At 65.4% G+C, this 16,684-nt stretch carries 10 protein-coding genes; 5 read left to right on the forward strand and 5 right to left on the reverse strand.

What is annotated here, in order from left to right:
- The first annotated feature begins 9 nt into the window (after positions 1-9).
- Positions 10-2,358, forward strand: a complete 2,349-nt coding sequence (locus tag ACOGJB_RS02535; protein WP_419839259.1) for a hypothetical protein — start codon at positions 10-12, stop codon at positions 2,356-2,358.
- A gap of 110 nt (positions 2,359-2,468) precedes the next feature.
- On the opposite strand, the gene ACOGJB_RS02540 is transcribed toward ACOGJB_RS02535, so the two are convergent.
- Together ACOGJB_RS02540 and ACOGJB_RS02545 are read right to left on the reverse strand one after the other, a co-directional pair.
- Positions 2,469-5,330 (reverse strand): molybdopterin-dependent oxidoreductase, encoded by a 2,862-nt coding sequence (locus ACOGJB_RS02540; protein ID WP_419839260.1) that lies wholly within the window; start codon positions 5,328-5,330, stop codon positions 2,469-2,471.
- 26 nt (positions 5,331-5,356) lie between these two features.
- Positions 5,357-6,664 carry a 4Fe-4S dicluster domain-containing protein gene (locus ACOGJB_RS02545; RefSeq protein WP_419839261.1) on the reverse strand — a complete coding sequence of 436 codons (1,308 nt, stop codon included), beginning with the start codon at positions 6,662-6,664 and terminating at the stop codon, positions 5,357-5,359.
- A 146-nt stretch (positions 6,665-6,810) separates the two neighbouring features.
- Here ACOGJB_RS02545 and ACOGJB_RS02550 point away from each other — a divergent pair, with 146 nt between their 5' ends.
- The 3 genes from ACOGJB_RS02550 (at position 6,811) to ACOGJB_RS02560 (ending at position 12,205) form a co-directional block, all read left to right on the forward strand.
- Positions 6,811-8,055: a quaternary amine ABC transporter ATP-binding protein gene (locus tag ACOGJB_RS02550; protein WP_419839262.1), complete on the forward strand. Its 1,245-nt coding sequence runs from the start codon at positions 6,811-6,813 to the stop codon at positions 8,053-8,055.
- Positions 8,052-10,706 carry an ABC transporter permease gene (locus tag ACOGJB_RS02555; protein ID WP_419839263.1) on the forward strand — a complete coding sequence of 885 codons (2,655 nt, stop codon included), beginning with the start codon at positions 8,052-8,054 and terminating at the stop codon, positions 10,704-10,706. The genes ACOGJB_RS02550 and ACOGJB_RS02555 overlap by 4 nt, the downstream gene beginning before the upstream one ends.
- A gap of 200 nt (positions 10,707-10,906) precedes the next feature.
- Complete coding sequence (locus tag ACOGJB_RS02560; RefSeq protein WP_419839264.1) at positions 10,907-12,205, forward strand: glycine betaine ABC transporter substrate-binding protein; 1,299 nt, start codon at positions 10,907-10,909, stop codon at positions 12,203-12,205.
- Between the two features lie 103 nt (positions 12,206-12,308).
- On the opposite strand, the gene ACOGJB_RS02565 is transcribed toward ACOGJB_RS02560, so the two are convergent.
- The 3 genes from ACOGJB_RS02565 to ACOGJB_RS02575 form a co-directional block, all read right to left on the reverse strand.
- Positions 12,309-13,127, reverse strand: coding sequence for an SDR family NAD(P)-dependent oxidoreductase (locus ACOGJB_RS02565; protein ID WP_419839265.1), 819 nt, complete (start codon positions 13,125-13,127; stop codon positions 12,309-12,311).
- A gap of 27 nt (positions 13,128-13,154) precedes the next feature.
- Positions 13,155-14,363 (reverse strand): ATP-binding protein, encoded by a 1,209-nt coding sequence (locus ACOGJB_RS02570; RefSeq protein WP_419839266.1) that lies wholly within the window; start codon positions 14,361-14,363, stop codon positions 13,155-13,157.
- Positions 14,364-14,842: 479 nt separating this feature from the next.
- A complete protein-coding gene (locus tag ACOGJB_RS02575) occupies positions 14,843-15,565 on the reverse strand; it encodes an alpha/beta fold hydrolase (RefSeq protein ID WP_419839267.1) in 723 nt (240 codons plus the stop codon).
- Between the two features lie 195 nt (positions 15,566-15,760).
- On the opposite strand from ACOGJB_RS02575, the gene ACOGJB_RS02580 reads away from it, so the two are divergent.
- The gene (locus ACOGJB_RS02580; protein WP_419839268.1) at positions 15,761-16,612 is read left to right on the forward strand and encodes an alpha/beta fold hydrolase; all 852 of its coding nucleotides are present in this window, start codon (positions 15,761-15,763) and stop codon (positions 16,610-16,612) included.
- Positions 16,613-16,684: the final 72 nt, after the last annotated feature.

Here is a 16,684-nt window from a genome sequence, read left to right on the forward strand (position 1 = left end):
ACGCGAGTCGTGCTTGAGAGCACGCCCGCAGCATTGCCGGGAGCCCTGCTATTCGTCGATGTTGACACCCGGGACCCGCAGCACATCTCCGATTCCTTCGTCCAGTTGCGTCGGTTATCAGCGTCAGGCCTCGGCAACGTCGGTACGGTCGTGGTCCGTTGGCCGGGCACATCTGCGCCCGATGATGCCGAAGCGGTCGCGGCGCTGGAGGACCTCGACAGGCAGTTGGGCGAGTTGCGTGTCGCAGCAGCCACGGGCGTAGCCAGCGCAAACATCGGCGACAGCCACTCGATCCGATGGTCGGCTGTCGATAGCGATCGCCGGTCCGGCTCCGCCTCTGACCGCGAAGTCGAACTTGCCTCCTTGATAGGCAACGGCCGGGCGCTGTGGCAGCCCGAGCAATACCACTACCGCTTGCCGAGCGGGCGCCACAGCGGCAGTTTCGTGCGGCTGGCGGATGCTGTGAGGACGATCCGCGACGCAGACGTGCTTGCGTGGTGGCTGCTGGGTGACGTCGCAGAGGCCACCGGGGTGGTGATCGATACGTCGACCATCGTGCCGATTGTGCTAGCGCTACGATCTCAGTGCGCTGCAGCCGGAATCCAGATCGGTGGAATGCAGTCGCTGCATTCCTATCCCGCAACGCTGCCTGAGTTCACCAAGGCGATCCGCGAGGTATCTGTAAGTAATGCGCCGGTACTGGCGCTGTTATCGGTGAGTTCTACCGGCACGCTCAGGCAACGGCTCGCGACAGCGCTGCGGAGCATGGTCGACGATCACTGGCGCATGCACGTGTTCGTGGACAAGCTCGGCACTGGTGCCACCGATTTCGACGGGTCTTTGGGGGACCTCGTCGGGAACTCATGCACCTGGTTCTGCCCTGAAGTCGTCGACTTCCGTCGCAACGAGTCATCGGCGGAGTCGTGCTCGCTGTGTAAGTCGGACAAGCGCTCGCGTGTCGTTCAGATTGATCCGCGTTCCTTCGACGGTTTGGTGCTACCCGACCCCGAACTGGTCATGCCCGACATCAGGTTCGCCGAACGGTCGCGGGACTTCTGGCGCATATGCGACGACGCTGACGCGCTCGCGCTCGACGTTGAACCTCACCCATCGAGCGCCCCGTTTCGGCCCCATAGGTTCACGATGGGCGTCCGAGTCGACTTCGATCCGCTGCTGACCAGCGCAGACGTCGAGAACACAGTGGGCCCGAACGGACCCGCTGACAGCACCGACGCGAGTGCAGAATCCTCGCCGCTGCAAGATGCCGTGTCCGATTACCTCAGAGGATGCACCGAGAACGACCCCGCCATGTTCCTCACACAAGCACAACTGTTCGTTGGGATCGCCAGCGAATTCCAGCGAGCCGAAGGGGCCGGAGAGCACTTCTTCCGCAGTGTGCTTGAGGCAGTCGCGCCCGGAGTCGATGTGTGCTCAGTGGCTGCTGACGTTGAACGCATACCCGACGACATCAGTGCCCAGATTGTCGAGCGTGAACGAATCTGCATTGTCTCGCTCGGTGTGGTGACCGGCGCGTCATTGCACAGCATCCTCGCGTGCATTCAGCACGTCCGAAGGCAAGCCCACCGGCCCGCCGCAGAAGTCGGAGCGTTGACGGTGCACCTGCGGCCACCGTCACATCGCGAGCGAGAGACAATTGTCAATCCTTTCGGAAGCGGTCGCTTCTTGGCGGTGTACGAGAGCCTGCTTCCCTATGGCCGATCGCCGATCAAGGATGAACAGGACTATCTCAACTCGTTGAGCCACTGGCCCGAAATCGAAGCGTCGGAGTATTACCGCGCGAGACTGGACTACTTGCGCGAGGGCCTGCTCGACGCCCGGGAGAACATGGGAATCTTCTGGGCCATGGACAAAGACGATCCGGTGGTAATGCGTCCCGGCAGCTGGTACGGCGAGTCTCTGTCCGGTCTTGCGAGCTTGGTCGCCGTAGGTTCCGCGGTACAGCGACGGCGACACACGCAGGCATCGCCCGGAACCGTGCCCGAATGGCGGCAATTTGAGATCCCGTCGATCTTCCGCTCTTACTACGACCCGTTCATCCTGGCTTCGCTGATTCGATGGCTGCAGCCCGAGGAATGCTGGTGGGGCCGAGACGTCAACTCGAGCGCCCAGATTGTGCAAGAGCTGCTGAATGGCTACAACTCAGAGGCCGATCGGCGGCTGATCGTGGGGGAACTGTTGTTGGCAGCCGCTCTTGGAAAAGTCCCCACTCCCGCAATCGCCGTCCTGCGGGATAGCGCATCAGCCATGGTCAACTCGGTCAGCAGCGAGTCGGCATCGAGTGCACTCAAGCTGGGTCTGGCCATCTTGGACAGGGAATACGCCGAACCCTCGGTCTGACCCGCAGTCGCACGTGTTCACGCGGGGCACTCCCAAGAGACGACGCAGCCGCCCAAGTAGTTGAGCCCCAGCGATGGACGCTCAGAGGCCATGGCGAACTCGCGTCCGGCTCAGGAATCGAGGCGGTAGGCGTCTGCGTGAGGCTTCATCGGGCGCGCCAGCCACGTCGGGCGGCGGAGCCCGCCGGGACCGGGAGCCGGTCGTGTCATGGCGAGCCACTCCTCGTACGCGGCCCGGGCGCGCTGGGTATCGACCACGACGTCCCCATAGCGATCACCGGGTTCGGCGGGTCCCACACGCACCCGCTGATGCCAGCACTGCATGCCCGAAATCGGGTCAGGCTGCACCGAGAACGTCAGGTTCTGGTGCACGCCCGTGTCGTTCCACCACACCCGCTCAGAATCGGGATCGTCAGAATCGAATGGCGACATCGACCCGGTGCGCCGGAGCTTCCACACTGTGCCGTCCCGCTGTATTTCTGCGGGACCACCGGCCCACGACCTGGGTCGGGCGGCATCAGCAGGGCCTCTCGCTTGCGGCTCAGCCTCAGGCTCGGTTGCGGGGTCGAGCCGCCAACGGCCCATGTGGTGCGAGGCCGCCACAACACCTGGGCGAATGCCCTCGGTGCGCCATGCCGAGATGACGAAATGGCCGATGCGGGTGCTGATCCGCACGAGGCCTCCCATCTCGATGCCGAGCGCTTCGGCATCTGAGGGGTGGATCCACAAGGGATGTCGGTGGCTGATCTCTGCCAGCCACTTGGCGTTCGCCGACCTGGTGTGGATGAGTGTCGGAATGCGGAACGTCGGCACCAGAATCCGCTCGTCGCCGGCAAGATCCAACCGCTGCCAGTGCACGTGGCTGGGAATCCAGCCAGGTGTCGCGTGCTCGGGCCAGCCCCACTCGGCCAACGTCGTGGAGTACAGCTCGAGCTTGCGCGACGGCGTCGGGAACCCTTGACGGGCCGCTCCCGCGACCTGCACCGCCACTGAACCGTCCCCGAGCGGGGGCAGTGACATGGCTGCGCCACGGACCGAGTCGCGCACCGGCCGGTAGACCGCGTCATCGCCGAGCGCGGTGCCGGTCAGCTGCGGTGGCTGCACGACGCGCTCGTGGTGACCGTAGGGATCGCCTCGCACGGCGTAGGCCCCGCGATCGCGCATGAACTCGAGCGGTGACTGGCCCGCAGCCGCAGCGTCGTCGGCCAAGCCCGGTACCTCGTCGGTGAAGATCGCTTCGTAGTACTCGTCGATGCTGATGGGCTCGCCGGGCCGCGACGGGCTCTCGAACCACTGGCGGATGCCGAGCGAGCCATCGGGATCGATCCGCCACGACAGGTCGATCCAGAACTCGTTCTCCTCCCAGACCTCGCCCGGATTGAACTCGTGAGTGCGCGTGTCGGGGCCGAGTTCGCGGCCGCGCAGTTCGGCATACCGGCGCATGACCGGCTGACGGAAGCCCAGCCATTGGCCTGCGTGGGTCTCAAATGACGCCAGGTCGTGGCGTTCGGAGCCGACGCCCATCGGCAGCACGAAGTCGGCGAACCATGCTGTCTCCGACCACGTCGGCGTCAGTGCAACGTGGCAGCCGACCCGCTCGGGGTCGCTCAGCGCTTCCAGCCAGCTGAACCCGTCAGGGTTCGTCCACACCGGGTTGTAGACGCGCGTGAAGTACGTGTCGAGTTTGCCCCTGCCTTCTCGCAGGAAATGCGGCAGCAGGATCGACATCTCGTGGTGGCTGAGCGGGTACTCACGCGGCCACGACATCTCGTTCCAGTGCTCGACCGGCGGCGGACGCAGCGGCGGCGCCGGCTTCATCTTGTGCCAGCCCGCGCCTGTCGTGCCCCCCACCGTGCCAACCGACCCGGTGAGCACATTGAGCAGGAAGAGGCAGCGGGCGGTTTGCCAGCCGCCCAGATTGCCAGCCCCCGCGGCACGCCAGTTATGGGATGCGAAACGGCCGTGCGCCCCGCCGATGGCGTGCGCGATCTCGCGCAGTTCGTCCGCGTCCACCCCGCACAGTTCTGCTGCCCGCTCGGGGGTGTATTCCGCATACGCGTCGCGCAGGGCCACTTCGACCGACTCGAACGTCGGCGGCAGGTCAGGTCGGGTCTGGGCCAGGTAGGTCTGCCAATTCGTCCAGCGATGAACAAAGGCGCGGTCCCACGTACCGGCTTCGAGCAAGAGGTGGGTCAGGCTCAGCAGCAGGACCGGTTCGGTGCCGGGCCACGCCGGCAGCCAGTGGTCGGCCTTGGCGCCGGTATTGGACAGCCTCGGGTCGACACAGATGACCTTCGCTCCCCGTTGCTGGGCCTCGATGATGCGCTGGGCGTGCGGGTTGAAGTAGTGCCCCGCCTCGAGGTGGCTCGAGATCAGGAAGATGACCTCGGCATTTGCGAAGTCCGAGGAGGGCCGGTCATGCCCCATCCAGGTCGCGTAGCCCACCCGGGCGCTGGAGGAGCAGACGTTGGTGTGGCTGTTGTGCCCGTCGATGCCCCACGCGACCAGCACACGCTCGGTGTACCCGTCCTCGCCCGGTCGGCCGACGTGGTACATGATCTCGTCGCGGCGGTCCTCGACGATGGCCGCTCGGATGCGGGCAGCGATCTCGGTCAGCGCCTCGTCCCAGCTCACCCGTTCCCATCCGCCCCCGCCGCGCTCGCCCGTCCGGCGCAGCGGGTACAAGATGCGCTCGGTGTCATGAACCTGGTTGATGGTGGCGGGACCCTTAGCGCAATTGCGTCCCCGGGATGCAGGGTGTTCGGGGTTCCCTTCGAAACGAGCGACTTCATCGGTGTCGCGGTCGATGTAGGCGACCAGGCCGCACGCCGCTTCGCAGTTGAAGCAGGTCGTGGGCACCAGCGTGTAGTTGCGTTCCTTGCGCTGCGGCCACGAGGCGGCGTCGAGCTCGGTCCAGTGATGCCACTGCGCGTGCGGTGGCGCAGCCGACAATCCCGTTGCTCCAGGCTGCACGCCCGCTCCCATCTGCTCCGGTGCCGTCACGACAGCGGTACCGCCTGGGCCGCACGCAGGAATTCCCGGTCGTGGCGCCACAGCCATGCCAGGACTCCCGCAGCGACCACCGGGACCCAGGCGAAGATCGCCGCGTTAGCCCTCACGGCCAGGAAGGCTCCCCACACCGCGCCGCCTCCCAGCACGGCTTCGCCGACCAGCCGGCCGATGAGCGCAAGAACGGGGCGGTCCGCCCACATCACGCGTCCCCGGCACTGGCGCAGCAACAACGCGGTATAGGCAGCGGTCAGCACAGAGAACACCGCTGTCGGGCCGATCAGCACCACAAACCAGGCAGAACCCCCCCAGAGGCCCGCGATGCCCCACAGCGTCACCAACGCAGCGTCGGCCATGATCACCCACGCACCTGCGGTGATCCAGCTGCGAAGCCGTCCCTTGGCGAACAGGTACCAGAAGCGCTCGGGCCGCTTCAGATCTGCGATGAGCAAGACGCCCGTCACCGCCAGCGCGACCAGGGCGATCACGGCTGGACCAGTGGCGACCGCAGCACGGTCGTCCCAGCCAAGCAGCGCAGCAGCGGCAGCCCACAGCATCACACCGGCCGCCACGCCCTTGGTGACCATGTAGCCGGCCACCTTGGCGCCCCAAGGCTCGTCATGGGCCACCGTGTAGGCCGTGCGTGCGGCCGGCGCAGGGCTCGACGTGGCCGGCCAGGCTGCGCTGCCGGTCCAATCGGCCCAGATCAGCCCGTCGTCGGCCACGGGGCGGGCCAGCGGATCCAAGGCCTCGGGCACCGTGCCCGCGTAGTGCACCTTCGGGAGGGTGCGACGCTCGGGCGCCCGCACCGGCAGCTCCTCGCGCTGGATTCGAACGGCGGCCGCATCATCGGGGTCGTCATGATCGACCACCGTGATGGCTCGCGTCGGGCACACGCTCACGCATGACGGCTCCAAACCGACCTCCAGCCGGTGCTGGCAAAAGTTGCATTTGTGCGCAGTTCCGGTCGCCGGCGAGATGTACAGGGCGTCGTACGGGCATGCGTTCATGCAGCCCTTGCAGCCGATGCAGCGAGAATCGTCGAAGTCCACGACACCGTTGGAGGCCCGAAACAGCGCACCGGTCGGGCAGATCTCGATGCAGGGGGCATCGTCGCAGTGGTTGCAGCGCATCACGGCGAAGTGCCGCTGCGTCTGGGGAAACTCGCCAGTCTCGACGTAATTGACCCACGTCCGATTGACGCCGAGCGGCACGTCATGCTCGCTCTTGCATGCCACCGTGCACGCGTGGCAGCCAATGCACGCGCCGCTGTCCAGCAGGAACCCGAGACGCGTCACGGCTCAAGGTTCGCACAAGAGGGCGCCGAGATGGCGCCACGTCGGGTCTTGGCGTCGGCCGGAGGCGATTGCGGGCGGCCCAGCACCGATTACCCAAGGTCGCGCGCGGCGCGCCTATGGTGAAAAGCGACGTATCGGGGGAACGCATGAGTGACGAGGCTGCCAACGGCGCTGCTGAGGGCGACGAGATCATCCGCCTGAACGACGTGTACAAGATCTTCGGCCCGCAGCCTCGGGGCAGAGCGTTCGAGCTGGCCCGTTCGGGCGTGCCCAAGAACGACGTGCAGCGGCTGTCGGGCCACGTCGTCGGTCTCACCGATGTGAACTTCTCGGTCAGGCGCGGCGAGATCTTCGTCGTGATGGGACTGTCCGGCTCCGGCAAGTCCACTGCCATCCGGATGGTCAACAAGCTGCACGACGTCACCGCCGGCGAGGTGCTGGTGGACGGCGTCGACGTGCAGAAGCTCGACGGCACCGATCTGCAGCAGTTCCGGCGCGAGAAGATGGGCATGGTCTTCCAGCATTTCGCGCTCTTCCCTCACCGCAGCGTGATCGACAACGTTGGCTACGGGCTCAAGGTGCAAGGGATCGGCCGCGACGAGCGCAACCAGGCGTCGTTGCAGGCATTGTCGCTGGTCGGTCTGGCTGCATTCGCCGAGCATCGACCCGCCCAGCTCTCGGGCGGCATGCAGCAACGCGTCGGCCTTGCCCGAGCGCTCGCCTCGGATCCGGACATCTTGTTGATGGATGAAGCTTTCTCTGCGCTCGACCCGCTGATCCGGCGCCAAATGCAGGACGAGATGATGGACATCCAGTCCCGTGTCCACAAGACCATCCTGTTCATCACGCACGACCTCAACGAAGCGCTCCGCATCGGCGACCGTGTTTGCATCATGAAAGACGGCGCCGTCGTGCAGATCGGCTCGCCCGAGGAGATCCTCACCGAGCCTGCGACCGGCTACGTAGCAGAGTTCATTCAAGACGTCGATCAGGGGCGTGTCATCCAAGCACACGAGGTGATGTCCGAGCCCCGTCCGATTCCGCCGGATATGTCGCTCAGCGACGCGCTCACGCTGTGCCAAGACATCGCGGGCCGGTTCTGCTGTGACGCCGACGGTCGGCCGGTGTCGTTGCTGACGGCGGCCGATGGCCTCCGTGCCCGAAGCATGGGCAGCAATGACCTCGTGAAAGCGTTGAGGTCCGATTTCGACAAATGCAGCCCCGATTCCACGCTCAATGAGCTGTACGCGGCCGCAGGGCGCGGACTGTCCATCGCTGTGGTGGACGACGACGGCAAACTGATCGGCAACCTCGACCCTCGCCTCATCATGGAGGAGATGGGTCGCGTCGAGCAACTCATAGAGGACTTCGAGCGGGAGGTGTTCATGTGAGCGCGACATCGGCAACCGGGGCCAGCGCGCTGGCGCAGGCCGACGGTGCGCAGCAGCAGGGGCACTTCATCGACCGTTTCATCGACACGGTCACGAGCCCCGAGGCCGGAGATGTAGTCATCGACTGGCTCCAGGCGGGAATCGAGTGGCTGGTGCTGATCGCGCTGTTCGCGATCCCGGCGCTCATGGCGGTCGGCGGCATACTAGGCCGACGTTGGGGCGTCGCGAGCGGCGGGCTCCTGGGGCTGCTGGCGGTGCTGTGGTACCGGACCCGCCCCAATGAGCTCATTGCGTCGGGCAGGCGCAAGTTCGCTCAGGAGGGCGAACCGATCGAATGCGTCAACGCCATCGTCGACGAGGAAGGCGAATTGCGGGAATGCAGTTCGGGTCTCACGTCGCAGCTGCGCCAGAACACGGTGCTCGACCAATGGACGATCCCCGTCGGCGACTGGGGCGAGCAGACGGTGCGCTGGGTGGAGAACAACCTCGACGCGACGCTCCAAGTCATCAAATGGCCATTCTCCAGGCTTCTCGACCTCATCGTCGACCAATGGCTCGTGCAGATGTCGTGGGTCACCGTGTGCCTGATGGTATTCGTCATCGGCTGGCTGGTACGGGGCTTCGCAGTGGGAGCGATGTCAGCAGTGGCGCTGATTGGCTGCGGCCTGCTGGGTGCGGAGTACTGGGTGGAGACAGCACGAACTCTCGGGTTCATCGCTGTAGCAGTACTCCTGTGCGTGATTGTGGGCATCCCGGTCGGCGTTCTGTGCGGTCGCGTCGACGGTGCGTGGACGGTGGTCAGACCGGTCTTGGACGCCATGCAAGTGGTGCACTCGTTCGTGTACATGCTGCCGTTCATCTACTTCTTCGGGATCGGCTTTGTGTCAGCGACCATGGTCACGATGACCTTCGCTCTGCCACCGCTGATCCGGCTCACCAATCTCGGCATCCGACAAGTGCCTGAAGACGTGGTGGAGGCGGCCCGCGCCTATGGCGCTCCGGAGCGCCGTGTGCTCTTCGACGTGCAGTTGCCGCTGGCTCGTCCGGCGATCATGACCGGTCTCAACCAAACGCTGCTGCTGTCGATCTCCATGCTCGGCATCGCCGCCATCATGGGCGCAGGAGGCTTGGGCCGGCTGCTGTACCAGGGCATCCAGAACCAGAACATTGCCCTTGGCGTTTCAGGCGGCCTGGCATTCTTCTTGGTGGCCGTGGTACTCGACCGGATCAGCCAAACCGACGCCGACAGTCGCAATCTGATGTCACGTATCGTCACAGCTTGGTCCAATCACCGCACACCCGAACGGCTGATGGAGGCGGCTCAGTCTGCCGCCTCCGAGAAGGCGTCCAGGCTCGCCGAGGAGCCCGAGGCGCCCGACGAAGAGTTCGTTGCGGCGTCGGGCCGCGAGCGGACTTCGGTCATCGTTGCTGGCGCAGCAGCGCTGGTGATGCTGGTCGCGCTGCTGTTGCCGTGGAGCGTGGACGCCGGCCGAGTCTCGGCTTGGGCCCGATTCGACGACGCCGACCTGCGCACCGAGGAGTGCACCGGCGAGTGGGTGGACGCCGCCCAACTCGACCCGAGCGGCATCAGCGGAAGCACCTCGGAATTGGCCTGTACCGGCGAGACCCAATTCCTGTCCAACAGTTTCAACGGCGTGTCACCGTCAGGCGGCTCTTGGTACGGCATCTTCATGGCCGCACTTGCCCTGTCATTGCTGTCGTCAGCAGCCATGATGCTGCTGAGGCCCGGCTTGACGCCGCCGTGGTTCGGCCCACACGGAGCGGTGATGTTCGCCTCGGGTTCGATGGGGCTGTCGCTGGCGTTCCTGCTCACCAACCCACCGAGCGCCGCGGCAGTTCACGCAACGGGCATCGGGGTGTGGGTCGCCGTGGTGGCAGGGCTGGTTGCGGTCGCGGGCGCACTCTCCTGGCTCTGGAGTGCTCCCATGACGGCGCGGCGTCCATTGTCCGCCCGCATCGGCTGGGGCAGGCTGGCCGGTTGCGCCTTTGCCGTGCTGCTGCTGGTGATCGGGGTGTACTCGGGCTGGAGCTTCGACACCAGGGAGGGCTCAGTCATCGGTCCCGAGCTGCAGGCCGAACTCGACGCCCTCGAGGAGGAGGCACGGGCCCAGGCCCGTGAGTCGAACCAACTCTCCGCTGCGGCGGCGCAAGAGGAGGCCGCCGGAAACCTCGCGCGCGCAGAGGAACTGCGCAATGCCGAGATCGTGGCCAAACAGGCCGAGAGCGCTGCGAGCAACGAGTTCACTACGACGCGGTCGGAGGCCCAGCGCAAGGGCGACGTGATCTTCAACGGCTACCAGAGCGATGGCTCACGTCTGGGAATCTGGACGCTGCTGGCAGGCTTGGCGGTATTGGGCTTGGTGCTCCCCGCGATCGGGGTATTCGGCACCGACGAGCGTCTGCGCTATCGCTGGAGCACCATCGCGGGAGGCATGGGCCTTGCCATAGCCCTCGCGTCCGCTGGCTGGATTGGTTCGATCGCCCGTGTGGCGGAGGTGAACTTCGTGTCGGGCGTGGGCGCGGTAATCGCGGCGTGCGCCGGTGCAACGATCTTCGCCTCGAGCCGTGGCACCCTTGCGGAGTTCGAGCGAAACAAGGTGTATGGCGACGTCCCGGCAAGTACGCCGTGAGGTGTGGCGAGTCCGGGAGGGCGCAGTGTTTACCGAACACATATGCGCGGCCGAGCTAGGGTTTAGGGCACGCGAGGCGCCGGACTACGCTGCCATGCCGGGAGCCTTCGTCGAGCCGGGCGATCGGCGCCACACCAGCGTGGTCACAACACGGTGCGCCGCGTGACTCAATCTGACGTAGATCAGGGAGGATCTCCGCAATGCTTATGAAACGAATGTCGAAGCTGCTGCTCTTGCTAGCGGCGTTTGCCTTGTTTGCCGCTGCGTGCGGCAGCGACGATGACGGCGGCGACGAGACTGCTACTGACGCAACCGAGGCCCCGGCCTCAGCCGACGAGGACATGGCCGACGAGGACATGGCCGACGAGGACATGGCCGACGAGGACATGGCCGACGAGGACATGGCCGACGAGGACATGGCCGACGAGGACATGGCCGACGAGGACATGGCCGACGAGATGTCGATGACTCCCGGCGAGGGCGTGAGCGTCCTGGCCGGCCGGGCGAACTGGTCGAGCGGTTACTTCCAGGCAGAGCTCTACAAGCTGATGCTCGAAGAACTCGGCTTCGACGTCTCCGACCCCGCTGCGATCGAGCTCGGCCCGAGCAACGGCTACACCGCCATGGCCTTGGGCGAGATGGATTACTGGCCCAACAGTTGGTACCCAGGTCACCTCTCGTGGCTGAAGAACGAACTCCCCGACGGCTCGCTTGTGGAGGAGCACGTGTCCATCGTCGGACAGGAGATGGTCGCTGGCGGGCTCCAAGGATTCCTGGTGACGAAGGCATTCGCTGACGAGCACGGCGTCTACACCATGGATGAGCTCAACCGCAACGCCGACGCGATCGCCGCATTCGACGAGGTTGACGCTGTTCCCGGCAACGGCATCGCCGACATCTTCGGTTGCCCCGAAGACTGGACCTGCGACGACATCATCGAGAGCCAGATCTTGTTCAGCGGCTGGGACAACATCCAGCAGGTCAAGGCTGGCTACGACGCGATGTTTGCCCAAGCAGTTGATAATGCCGACGACGGCAAGGCGATGGTGATATACACGTGGACACCGACCTCCTACCTGACGCAGCTGCGTCCCGGCGACAACGTGTACTGGATGGGCGTCGAGAACGTGATCGACGACTCGAACCCACTGGGTGTCGAGGGTGGCGCGGCATGGAGCCAGCTCGGTGCCGACGGCAATCCGGTCAATGCGAGGATCGGTGAGGACGCTTGCCCGTCTGCCGCTACATCCGCCGACGGCCTGTGCCAGCTCGGCTGGATCGCTGCCGACATCCAGGTGACCGCCAACAACGACTTCCTCGATGCCAATCCATCTGCCAGGGCACTGTTCGAAGCCGTGACCCTGTCAGTCATTGACGTAGCGCTGGCCAACGTCGACCAGGACGGTGGCACGCCGCCACGAGACATTGCCATCCAGTGGATCGCCAACAACCGTGGGACGGTCGACGCCTGGCTCGACGCCGCTCGCGCAGCTGCGTAAGCACTTGCACATACCCGCTGCCCCTACGGGCTAGCGGCTGAAGCAGCACTCAACTGAGGGTGCCGGGCCTCGGTCCGGCACCCTCAGCGCGTCAGCGCAAGCCTCAGTCCTCGAGTTCGGGAAGTGCGGGAGGGGCGTTGGACGCCGACACGCGTGCCATGCCACCATCCACGACGAGCGTCTCGCCAGTGACGTAGCGGGATGCATCAGATGCGAAGAACAGCACCACGTCCGCGATGTCGTCTCCGTAGCCCCAGCGCTTGAGCGCGATCTGGCCAGCGAGATCATCGATGAGCCCGGGTACGTTGTTGCGTGCCTCCTCCCAGATGGCCGTCGCGATCAACCCAGGTGCAATCGAGTTCACCCGGATGCCATCAGGGCCCCAGTCGGCAGCGAGGGAGCGTGTCATGGCATCGACGGCACCCTTGGTGCCGGCGTAAGCGACGCGACCGAGCGGGCCGTGCACACCGGCCACCGAACTGATGTTGATGACCGAGCCGCCGCCACGGGCGATCATGGACGGGGACAAGCCGATGCTCAGCATCACCAACGACCTCACGTTGATCGAGAACACCAGGTCGAAGTCGGCCTCGGTGAGCTGCCCCGGCGTACGGCGCATGGGAATGCCGGCATTGTTCACCAAGACATCCACGCCATCGACCTCGCCCAGGATGCGCCTGGCCAAGTCGGTGCCTGCACCCGCGGGAGCCAGATCGGCCGTCAATACCACCGGATCATGGGCCAGTTCGGCCGCGACACGGTCGAGGTCCGAGGTCGTCCGACCCGTCAGCACCACCTGCGCCCCCGCCGCGTCCAGCGCTCGGGCGCTGGCCTCGCCAATGCCCCGGCTCGCTCCGGTGACCACGGCCACCTTGCCGTCCAAGCGGGTGGTCATGTCCTCAGCATTCTCTGAGTGCGCCATGCGCGCACAGTACTTACTGAGTCGATCTCACGCCCACAACGTGCTGATCGGCGCAGCCGTGATTCCTTGGCCGAGTTCGTAAGTCCGGGGACCGGTGTGCAGAACAACTCCGCCCGCAAAGCGGTCGCCGGCGCTCTCCCTGAGCCAGAGCAGATGTCGAGCGTCAGACCGGGACACCGCCGCAGCTGACTTGATCTCGATAGCGACGATGCGCCTGTCGGCAAGCTCCGCTATGACATCGATCTCGCGCCGTCCCTGAGCCTCACGTAGATGGTGCAGACGCGGGAACAGGTCGCTGACAGCCGACTCGGCTCGAAGCTGCGCTACCGCAAAGGTCTCGATGAGACGTCCGAGCAGATTTCCATCCGACATGACGGCTGGAGCGGTGACTCCGGCCGATGCAGCCACGAGAGCAGAGTCCACGAAGAACCGCTTCGGTGCCTTCACCAGCCGTGAGAGCCGATTCGAGGCCCATGCGGGCAGATCAGCCACAATCCGCAGGTCCGACAGAAGCCGGTGGTATGCGACACCAGTATCGCGGCTGATGTCGGCGGCCCCGAAGAGCGTGGAGTCGGTCGCCATCCCCGCAGAGTTGAGCGCATACGCCTCGATGAAGCGCGTCAGCTTCACCGGGTCGCGGCCGGCTTCCAACGCAGGTGCATCGCGCTCGGAGACATGCCGGAGATAGGAACGCAGCCAACGCTGCCGCGTGCTGTCGGATGCGGCCAGCGCAGCTTCGGGAAAGCCGCCTCTCAGTGCCAAGGCAACGTAGCCCCGCAGGTCCGGGGCAGGATCGGCCGGTATCAGCGGCGCACCGGCGACCACGCGATCGACCAGAGGCATCGTCAAAGTGCCCAGCTGCTCCGACACGGTCAACGGGTGCATGTCGACTGTCACGAGCCGCCCAGTGCCTGGCCACATGCCGTCGTCCGAATGCGAGCGCACCGAACCGGTGACGATGAAACGGCCCGGCCGCGGGTCGGTATCCACGGCTCGCTTCACGGCGCCCAGCACAGCGGGCACGGCCTGCCACTCGTCGAGCAGGACGGGTTCGGCCAGACCCGCCAGTGCGGCATCAGGGTCAGCACGAAACGCGGCTGCTTGAGCATCGTGATCCAAACGAACAGACGAAGCGGCATGCTGAAGCGCCGTAGTGGTCTTGCCGGCGGCGCGTGCGCCCACGACCAACACTGCGGACAGGTCGGCGAGCAGTTGTTCGATCAGTGGATCTGTCAAGCGGTGAACATAGCCGCGCATCGTGCCGAGCCTAGTGCGAAACAGACGCTGTATTCGTGCTTTAACGCGGCCCTAGCTAGTGATTTCACGCGTCGAGCACTAGTGATTCCACGCGGCATCGTCTGGCGAGATGGCACAGCAGCAGAAAGCGGTTCACCACCCTGAGCGGCAGTGCCAAGAGGCATCACCCATCGGCTCAGCCGCGATGCGAACCCTCATCGAGCTTGTAGCCGTCGGCCGCGACTTGCTCGATTCCACGATCGACGGGACTCGAACGATGCGCCGGGCAGCCTCTTCGAACGGATGCGGTTGACGCCGTGAGTTCTTGCGAGAGACCCCCGAGAAGAACGAACCCATCTCAGCCCTGACACGACCGAATCGAGATTGCTTCCGACGGCTCATGTCGCTGCCCTTCGAAGTCCGATATCTCCGGTGGCGAGCCTGCAACAGCAGAATCGCCGTGTTGCTGCACAGTTCGGTCAGGGAGTGTGCTCGGCGAGGAAGGCAGCGAACTGATCCATCGCTGCGCTGCGAGCGTCTCCGTCCATCCAGTCTTCGATCAGCGTCGAGTTCGGGGCCGCCTCGTGGACGATCCGCGACGACGACTCCGGGTGATACAAATCGCCGCCGAGCAGCACCAACAGCGGCGTCTGGACCGTTGCGACGAAGTCGCGGTCCACGTTGAACAGGAAATTGTCGCCGTCGTACATGTTCGAGCGGAACTGATTCCAGGCGGCCTCGTCTGCTTCGGGATGGTCTGCGCGGATGGCGCTCGCCCAGTCGTCGAACATGTCGTAGAACGCGTGACAGTTCTCGTCGAGCCCGATGGTCTGGAACAGTGTCGCGCTCACCACCCGTTCGGGCACTGCCTGAATGAGGCCCATGATGTAGGGGCCGCCGATGCACATGCCCGCCACATGGAATTGCTCGCAGCCGAGATGGTCAATGAGGGCGAGCTGGTCGGCCGTGTAGGTCGTCCAGCCATCGGTGCCCGAGATCGGGGCGGTCGAGCGGCCGGCATTGCGCTGGTCCATCGCAATGACCCGGTAGCGGTCTGAGAGCTGAGTGATCGGATTCCACGGTGTCGATTCCCAGAACGACGCCGCCGATCGCATCCCTCCCGGTGCGATCAGCAACAGCGGGAAGCCGGCGCCGTACTCGTCGTAATGAATGTCCACTGAGTCGCGTGTGAAGTTCGCCATGGTGCCATTCTGCCCGCAACAGCCCGATCCGGTCCTGAGAAGCGCCAATAGACGAACCCTTCCGTGTCGCACCAGTCGTTTCCCGCTCTTGTTCGCTGTCGCTCACGGGCCGCTCGGGCCACGGCTTCGCCTATCGGCGCTTGCTCTGAGGAGACCTCCGAGCGCGTCGCCGCGCTGCACTAACGTGCCTCGGCGATGATGCGCCTGACTACATCCGACGGTGAACACGCCGTGCTGCACGACCTCGGCGGTCACGGCACCCCGCTGCTTATGACGCACGGCAACGGCCTCAACGCCGGCATGTGGGCAACTGTCGTGCCTCACTTGGCAGACTCGTTCCAGTGCTGGGGCCTTGACTTCCGGGGACACGGTGCCTCGCGTCCCCAGCACGACGACATGTCCGTCGAGCGGTCCCGGTTCACCGACGAAGTGCTGGCCGCAGTGAACGCCTTGGGCGGCGAGCCCATGCTGGCCGTCGGCCACTCCCTGGGAGCGGCCAGCCTGCTGCTCGCCGAGCTGCGCCAGCCCGGGACGTACCGGGGGCTGTATCTCTACGAACCGGTGCTCGTGCCCTCCGAATTCCCCAGGCCCGACTCCGATCACGAGCTCGTGGTGGCATCGAGGCGACGACGCATTCGCTTCGCGACTGCCGACGAGGCATATGAGCGTTTCGTCTCGAAGCCTCCATTCTCGCGCTGCGAGCCCGAGGCCGTGCGGGCATACGTCGAAATCGGCACGTACCCCTCCGGCGACGACGCAGTTCGGCTGTCGTGCTCCGGCGACACCGAGGCACGCATCTACGAGGCCAGCGTGCCCGTCGTCTACAGCGATTTCGCAGCGGTGACGTGTCCGACAGTGGTGGCTCGCGGCGATTCCTACGCCCAGTGGAACGAGATTCCGCCACAGGTCGCCCAACCCATAGCCGAATCGCTCGGCAACGGTCGCCTCGAAGCATTCGCCGATCTCAGCCATTTCGGCCCGATGGAGAACGGCGAACTGGTCGCACAGTCCATCCGCGCCCACCTGGGACCGTTGGCTACGGCCTAGCCGCGGGCGCTACACGCGGCAAGCCCAGCGCGATGCAGCCACAGGCACCCGTCGTAGGGCCGCGTGTGCGGC

The sequence above is a fragment of the Candidatus Poriferisodalis sp. genome (assembly GCF_965208895.1).
GTDB lineage: Bacteria > Actinomycetota > Acidimicrobiia > Acidimicrobiales > Poriferisodalaceae > Poriferisodalis.

What these genes read in the sequence shown, in the direction of transcription:
- ACOGJB_RS02565 (WP_419839265.1), bottom strand. Translation starts at nt 13,127, where the DNA reads ATGGCGCACTCAGAGAATGCTGAGGACATGACCACCCGCTTGGACGGC.
- ACOGJB_RS02575 (WP_419839267.1), bottom strand. Translation starts at nt 15,565, where the DNA reads ATGGCGAACTTCACACGCGACTCAGTGGACATTCATTACGACGAGTAC.
- ACOGJB_RS02580 (WP_419839268.1), top strand. Translation starts at nt 15,761, where the DNA reads ATGATGCGCCTGACTACATCCGACGGTGAACACGCCGTGCTGCACGAC.
- ACOGJB_RS02560 (WP_419839264.1), top strand. Translation starts at nt 10,907, where the DNA reads ATGCTTATGAAACGAATGTCGAAGCTGCTGCTCTTGCTAGCGGCGTTT.
- ACOGJB_RS02550 (WP_419839262.1), top strand. Translation starts at nt 6,811, where the DNA reads ATGAGTGACGAGGCTGCCAACGGCGCTGCTGAGGGCGACGAGATCATC.